Origin of the sequence: Kitasatospora sp. NPDC056651 (genome assembly GCF_042792155.1) — a bacterium.
In the GTDB taxonomy this organism is placed as follows: Bacteria; Actinomycetota; Actinomycetes; order Streptomycetales; family Streptomycetaceae; genus Kitasatospora.
This window is the reverse complement of the sequence record NZ_JBHTWX010000199.1, coordinates 1-6,167: the sequence shown is the minus strand read 5'-3', so window position 1 is coordinate 6,167 and position 6,167 is coordinate 1. Positions and strand designations below refer to the sequence as shown.

General features: G+C 72.1%; 6 protein-coding genes. 5 read left to right on the top strand and 1 reads right to left on the bottom strand.

All coding sequences use genetic code 11. The features are described from left to right. Positions 1–112 precede the first annotated feature (112 nt). The 3 genes from ACFRAR_RS37955 to ACFRAR_RS37945 all read left to right on the top strand — a co-directional run bounded on the left by ACFRAR_RS37955 (position 113) and on the right by ACFRAR_RS37945 (position 2,791). Positions 113–871 carry an ATP-binding cassette domain-containing protein gene (locus ACFRAR_RS37955; protein WP_380704888.1) on the top strand — a complete coding sequence of 253 codons (759 nt, stop codon included), beginning with the start codon at positions 113–115 and terminating at the stop codon, positions 869–871. Next, on the top strand, positions 868–2,142 hold the full coding sequence (locus tag ACFRAR_RS37950; protein ID WP_380704886.1) for a hypothetical protein: 1,275 nt from the start codon (positions 868–870) through the stop codon (positions 2,140–2,142). The genes ACFRAR_RS37955 and ACFRAR_RS37950 overlap by 4 nt, the downstream gene beginning before the upstream one ends. Positions 2,143–2,212: 70 nt before the next feature. After that, a complete protein-coding gene (locus tag ACFRAR_RS37945) occupies positions 2,213–2,791 on the top strand; it encodes a hypothetical protein (protein WP_380704885.1) in 579 nt (192 codons plus the stop codon). A gap of 182 nt (positions 2,792–2,973) precedes the next feature. Here ACFRAR_RS37945 and ACFRAR_RS37940 read toward each other — a convergent pair whose 3' ends face one another. After that, positions 2,974–3,432, bottom strand: coding sequence for a MarR family winged helix-turn-helix transcriptional regulator (locus ACFRAR_RS37940; protein WP_380704883.1), 459 nt, complete (start codon positions 3,430–3,432; stop codon positions 2,974–2,976). A 139-nt stretch (positions 3,433–3,571) separates the two neighbouring features. Here ACFRAR_RS37940 and ACFRAR_RS37935 point away from each other — a divergent pair, with 139 nt between their 5' ends. Together ACFRAR_RS37935 and ACFRAR_RS37930 are read left to right on the top strand one after the other, a co-directional pair. After that, positions 3,572–5,077, top strand: a complete 1,506-nt coding sequence (locus tag ACFRAR_RS37935; protein ID WP_380704890.1) for an MFS transporter — start codon at positions 3,572–3,574, stop codon at positions 5,075–5,077. Between the two features lie 301 nt (positions 5,078–5,378). Next, positions 5,379–6,086, top strand: coding sequence for a hypothetical protein (locus ACFRAR_RS37930; RefSeq protein WP_380704881.1), 708 nt, complete (start codon positions 5,379–5,381; stop codon positions 6,084–6,086). Positions 6,087–6,167 lie beyond the last annotated feature (81 nt).

Genomic DNA, 6,167 nt, shown 5'->3' with positions numbered 1-6,167 from the left:
CTAACTCCTACTCCAGGGAAAAATCCGCCTTACCCACTTAATTCGGGGGGGTTGGGGGCGGTGGCCCGCAGGGCGCCCTGCGGCACACGGCCCGTGCATGAAAGGAAAAGCTGTGGGTTCGGTAGTCCGGATATCCGGATTGAAGCAGGGCTACGGGAAGAAGACCGTCATTTCGGGGCTCGATCTCGAAATCGGCACCGGCGTGTTCGCGCTGCTCGGCCCGAACGGGGCCGGCAAGACGACACTGCTGCGTACCCTGGCGACGATCGCGCCACCGCGCTCCGGGACGGTCGAGATCCGCGACCAGCAGGTCGTGTCGGAGAAGACCGCACGCATCGCGCGGCGTCAGATCGGTTTCCTTCCACAGGATTTCGGATACCTGCCGGCGTTCACGGTCTACGACTTCGTCCGTTACAACGCGTGGCTGCGCCAGGTCCCGTCCTCCCGAGCGGACCGTGACTCCATGGCGGTGATCGAGCGGGTCGGCCTGGGCGACCGCATGAACGCGCGGATGAAGTCCCTGTCCGGCGGAATGGTGCGCCGGGCCGGCATCGCCGCAGCCATCGTCGGGTCCCCCGGCCTGGTCCTGCTCGACGAGCCCACCGTCGGCCTGGATCCCGCGCAACGACTGGAGTTCCGCGAGCTCATCCGGTCCCTGGACGACACGGCGGTGGTGCTCAGCACCCACCTGGTCGAGGACGTGGCGGCGGTCTGCAACGAGGTCGCGGTCATGGCGTCCGGTGGTTTCGTGTTCCGGGGCACCCCGCAGGAGCTGGGCGAACTGCCGGTACCGGTGGGCACCCCCGGGGACACGCCCCTCGAACGCGGCTACATGGCCGCGCTCGCCGGCCGGTCGGGTGGTGCCCGATGAAGCCCTACCTGGTGGAGCTGCGCCGCTCACCGCTCCGCTGGTGGTTCCCGCTGCTGGTCGCACTCGATCTCGCGGCCCTCTTCGGCCGTAGCCGGTGGTGGATCGGCGAGTGGGCCCAGACGAGCGTCCAGGCGCAGATCCCGTCGTTCTACTTCGCTCCGGTGCTGGCCGCGGCGGCCGCCTGGGCGGGTGGGCGTTCCGCCCGCCACAACCTCCACGACCAGATGGACTCCGCCTCCCGGCCCTCCTGGCAGATCCAGGCGGCACAGCTGTCCTCGACGCTCACCTACGGCCTGGGCGCCTACCTCGTCGGTGTCCTGGTGGCGGCCGCCACCAGCTGGTCGACGGCCGGACCCGGTTTCCTCTGGCCCGGCTACCTGGTCCTCGGGGCCGCGCTGCTGGTCACCTTCGCGAGTGCGGGGCACCTGGTCGGCTCGTGGTCGCGGACGCAGTTCACCGCACCGGTGCTCGTCGGGCTCGGCTCACTGATCGCCATCGCCTGGCTCGGCGACCCGACGTCACTCGGCCTCTATGTGCTCGCGGGGAACCCGTTCACCGCCGCGTCCCTGCCGGCGGTCCTCGCGCGGAGCGCGCTGGCCCTGGCGGCCTTCCTCGTCGCGGTGACGCTCACCAGGCGGTCCCCGCTGGCGACGGAAGGCGGTTGGCCCAACCCCGCACGTCGGACGGGGACGGTCGTCTGCTGCCTCGCGCTGGTCGTGGCCGGCGCCGGACTGGTCGCCACGCGGCCCGTCCAGGTGGACCGTGCCGCGCCGGGCAAGCCGCTGTGCACCTCCGGCGCGCCCGCACTCTGCCTGTGGCCCGACGACCGGAAGTACCTCTCGCAGGCCGAGGCGATGGGTGAGCGGGTGAGGCAGCTCCCCCAGGGCCTGTTCGTGATTCCCGACGCCTTCTACGAGAAGGGCCTCCGGAGTGACGAGCAGTACCGCTTCGAGGACTTCTACATCCTGGAAGGATCCATGTGGGATCCGGCCCAGTCACTGGCCGGAAGCATCCTGACCGCATCCCGGCCGAAGAACTGCCCGCTGCCTGACGGAGCCCGATTCACCCAGGACTACGTCCAGTCCAGCGGGGAGCTCATGATGTGGCTGGCGATGCGCATCTTCGGAGGCGGCCGGCCCCCCGAGATGCACGGTGGCCCGCCGGGGGTGGATCTGGACGCCATCGCGCAGGTGATCCACCGACCCGAGCAGATCCAACTGGAATGGGCGAAGCAGCGGATTGACAAGATTCAGCATGCCTACTGCGGCTGAGGAGAACCGGGGTTCGCAGGCCGGGTCCTTCCTGCGCTACGCCCGCGCGCACCAGCTCCTGGCGCTCGTCGTGGGTCTGATCGTGCTGACCGCCGTCAGCGCCTTCTTCGGGTCGCAGGTGCTGGCTCTTCCGGGAGGCGGCCCCGGAGGAATGACCGGCGTCCCGATGCGCCGGGAACTGCCCATCGCGTTCGCCGCGCTCGCGGCGGGCAGCCTGAACAGTCGCATGGACCAGTTCGAACTCGTCGCCGGCCCGAAGCTGCGGGCCTATGAGATCTGGCACGCGCTGATCGCGGGTGGCGTGTCCGTGGCGCTGGTCGGTGGCACCGAGTTCTTCGCGTCCGGAGCCGACCTCGCGATCGTGCTGGCGCGGGCCTGCGTGATCTGGTTCGGTCTCGCGCTGCTGTCCGGTCGGATCTTCGGCCGGAAGCTGTCCTGGATCATCCCGGTCGGCACGATCTTTCCGCTCACGTATCTGGGGGCGGACAGTGCGGGCCGTGTCCGGTGGTGGGAGTGGACCGGTCAGTCGCCGGACAGCCTTCCGTGCTGGGGCATCGCCGTCGTGAGCACCGTGTGCGGCCTGGCAGCCTTTCTCCTCACCCCGTGGCACGTGCGGGCCTTCCGGTCCGGCGGAAGCGGGCGTGCCTGACGTCGGCGGCCTCTTCGACGGGTGAGGTCGTCGCCCTCGCCGAGCGCCACGGCCTCACCGCCCCCGCGAACGCCCGGCTGGTCGCCCTCGTCCGCGAGGCCGAGACGGCCGCTCCCGGCACCGCCCCCGGCTGGAGCGTCCCCGCCGGCCCCGCCGGCCCCGCCGTCCCCGTCCGCGTGGGCTCAGTCCCGGGGCCAGGGCCGTCCGTCGAGCCGTTCGATGCCGAGGTTGAAGCGCCGCAGGAAGCCGGCGAAGGAGGCGATGTCCTCCTCCGGCCAGTCCGCCATCACGAGGTCGAGCGCCCGGACGTGCGCCTCGCGCTCCTCGCCCAGCCGCCGCCGGCCCTCGTCCGTCAGCCGGAACTTGCGGGCGATACCGCCGTCCGGGTCCGGGATGCGTTCGAGCAGTCCCGCGCCCGTGAGTGCCGCCGTCTGCCGGTTGAGCGTGGAGACGTCCAGGCCGAAGGCGTCGCTCAGCTGCCCGATGGACATGGGTCCCTCGGCGTCGACGCGGCTGAGCAGGATGTACGCACCGCGTTCGAGCTGGCTGCCCTCGGGGCGGCGGTTGTCGACCTGGTTCAGGTCGCGGTGCCGGGCGAACACCAGGAATTCGAGTGCGACCCGGTGCGTGGGGCTGGCCATGGCGAGGTCCCTTCATCACCGCGTTGACCTGCGGTTTCTTCATGGATCACCGTTCAGTATGCCAGAAATGTGCAGCTTGCATTCGATGTGCATGGCGCACATCGTGTGTACTCTGATGCTTATGTGCAATCCGCACATGATGTGCAAGTCGCACATCACCTGTTCCCCTCGATCGTCGAGGAGGCCCGTCATCAACGGCCCCGCCCCCGCCCGCCGCACCGGTCCGATCGTGGCGACGCTCGCCTTCACCGGCACCGTCGCCGCGATCATGCAGACCCTGGTCACCCCGCTGATCAGCCAGCTGCCGCAGCTCCTGCACACCAGCCCCTCCAACGCCTCCTGGGTCATCACCGCGACCCTGCTGTCCGCCGCCGTCTTCGTCCCGATCAGCGGCCGCCTCGGTGACCTGCTCGGCAAGCGGACGATGCTCATCGCCTCCTGCGTACCGCTGCTGCTCGGCTCGGTGCTGTGCGCGGTGGCCGACTCCCTGGTGCCGATGGTCGCCGGCCGGGCGTTGCAGGGCATGGGCATGGGCCTGGTGCCGATCGGCATCAGCCTGCTGCGTGACGTGCTGCCGCCCGAGCGGCTCGGTTCGGCGATCGCGCTGGTCAGCGCGTCGATGGGGATCGGCGGCGGCCTCGGCCTGCCGATCGCGGCCGGTGTCGCGGACTACGCCAGCTGGCGGGTGCTGTTCTGGGGCACCGCCGTGCTGACCGTGGTGATCATCGGCATGCTCTGGGTCGTCGTCCCCGCCCCGGCCGACCGGCGCCCGGCCGGCGGACGCTTCGACTACGTCGGTGCGATCGGCCTGAGCCTCGGCCTGGTCTGCCTGCTGCTGCCCGTCTCCAAGGGCGGCGACTGGGGCTGGGGCAGCACCCGGGCCCTCGGCCTGTTCACCGCCTCCGCCGCGATCCTGATGCTCTGGGCCCGCTGGGAGCTGCGCGTCACCGACCCGCTGGTGGACCTGCGGGTCACCGCGCGCCCCCGGGTGCTGCTGACCAACCTGGCCTCCGTCCTGGTCGGCTTCGGCATGTACGCCCAGGCGCTGATCGTGCCGCAGCTGCTCCAGCTGCCCGAGGCCACCGGCTACGGGCTGGGGCAGTCGATGCTCGCCATGGGCCTGTGGATGGCGCCCGGCGGGCTGATGATGATGGTCGTCTCGCCACTGGGCGGCAAGCTGTCGGCGGCGCGCGGCCCGAAGTTCACCCTGGCCGCCGGGGCGCTGACGATCGCCGTCGGGTACGGGCTGGCGCTGGTCCTGATGGGCTCCACCTGGGGCGTGCTGGTCGTGACGATCGTCTGCAACAGCGGCGTCGGCCTGGCCTACGGCGCGATGCCCGCGCTGATCATGAGCGCGGTGCCGCTGTCCTCGACGGCCTCGGCGAACAGCTTCAACACCCTGATGCGCTCGCTGGGCACCTCGGTCTCGGCCGCCGTGATGGGCGTGGTGCTGTCGCAGATGACCGTCACCCTGGGCGGGCACACCCTGCCCTCGGAGGGCGGCTTCCGGGTCGGCCTGGTGATCGGCTGCGTCGTCGCCCTGATCGCGGCCGCCGTCGCCGCCGTCATCCCGGCGCCGCCCGCTCCGCAGCTGCGGGCCGTTCCCACCCAGGACGCGGAGGGTGCCGAGGCGGCCACCGCCTGAGTCGTGCCCGGGCGTGCGCGGTGCTCGCGCACGCCCGGGGCGTCCTCGACGCCGCGGCGCGTTCCGTCGGGAAGCGCCGGGGCGCTCGTGCGCCCGGGAGGTTCCTGAGGTTCCTGAGACGGCCTGCCCTCGGGCCTCGTCCGGCCTCGTCCGGCCCAGTCCGGTCCCCCATCGGGCCGCCGCCGCGCGGGCCCGCCCACTCGGACGGGTCAGGAGCTGTCGCTGTGGAGCGAGTTGTTGCCAAGCATGGGGACGTACGGGCCCCTCGGCCGCCGACCCCCGACCAGGAGAGGGATCCTCGGTGCGTGAACTCCACAGTCCCCCCAGCCCCGGCCGATCCGGCCACCGTCCGCCGCCCGGGCACCCCACGGGCGGTGACCGGCGGCCGGCCCGGCGGTGGACGCCCCAGCGCACGGTCGCGCTGATCGTGGCCGCCGCCGGCATCGCCGTGCTCGCGGCGTGCGGCAGCACTCCGTCGGGCACGGCGGGCGGCTCGCCGGCCGCCTCGCCCAACGCGGGCGCCTTCTCCGGCGAGCCGCCCTCGGCGATCGCCTCCGCCGCGGAGTCGCTGCTGGCCTCGGCATCGGCCGCGGCGGCCTCGGCGTCGGCGGCCTCCGAGGCGGCCGTGGCCTCCAACTCCGCCGCGGCCTCCGCGTTCGAGGCGTCCGTCTCGGCGCAGCAGGCGATGACCCGGGAGAAGGCCGCTTCGGTGCTCAGCGGGGTGGCGGACGGCGGCAACGCCCAGGGGGACGTCACCATCACCGGCATCGCGCGGCAGAACACCGGCGGCCTGAACGCGGTGGTCGTCACCGTGCAGAACCCGGGGCCCAACCCGGCCTCCTACGCGGTGGAGGTCGACTTCGTCGATGCCTCCGGCAGGGCCGCGGACAGCTCCGTGGTCGGCGCCGAGAACGTCCCGGCGAACGGCAAGGCCCAGCCCGTCGCCTTCAGCAGGCAGCCGGCCGACCTGAACCTGACCCCCGTGGTGGTCAAGGCCGTCCGCTACTGAGGCCGTCCGCTACCGGGGCCGCTCGCTGCCGGGCCGTCCGGAAGGAAGTCCGCCGCGCGATGCCCGCACCCGGCTGCGGGC